The 436-nt window shown below is 65.4% G+C and carries 1 pseudogene; it reads right to left on the bottom strand.

Annotation, left to right across the window (positions count from 1 at the left end):
- Nucleotides 1-398, bottom strand: a pseudogene (locus tag I6A82_RS14485) (hybrid sensor histidine kinase/response regulator); the annotation flags it as partial.
- Between the last annotated feature and the right edge of the window lie 38 nt (nt 399-436).

The following is a 436-nucleotide window of genomic DNA, read 5'->3' as shown; positions in this document are numbered from 1 at the left end:
GCCCAATAGGCGCCCATCGCCATGCTCGGCCCCATCAGCCCGATGGGATACATCGACATGCTGCGCACGAAGGTGGGCCGATAGGCGTCCACCGGAACCCGCGGATCGTCATAGATGTCGGGAATGTGGATCGGCCGCGCCTCGAGGATGGCGAGGCCCGATATGCAATTCTCGATCGGAAAGCGCTCGCCCGCCCAGAGCGGAGTCATCGCATCCTCGGCGACATAGGCGACCTGGTCGCCCTCGCGGCGGATGACGGTGACGCCGTCGCAGCGTGCGATCGTCCGCGCGCATTCCCGCAGCACGTTGACCAACTCGTCGATCGAGGTCGCATGCGACAACCGGGCCATCGCTTCGGTCAACAATCGGCGTTGCTCGAAACTGTCCGGCTCCCTCAAGCCTCGCTCCTCACGAGCGGACCCGTTCAGGGTCTCGC

This window comes from Novosphingopyxis sp. YJ-S2-01 (assembly GCF_016093175.1).
GTDB classification, from domain to species: Bacteria; Pseudomonadota; Alphaproteobacteria; order Sphingomonadales; family Sphingomonadaceae; genus Novosphingopyxis; species Novosphingopyxis iocasae.
Note: the sequence above shows the minus strand (reverse complement) of the source record. Positions and strands in the feature narration are given on the sequence as shown.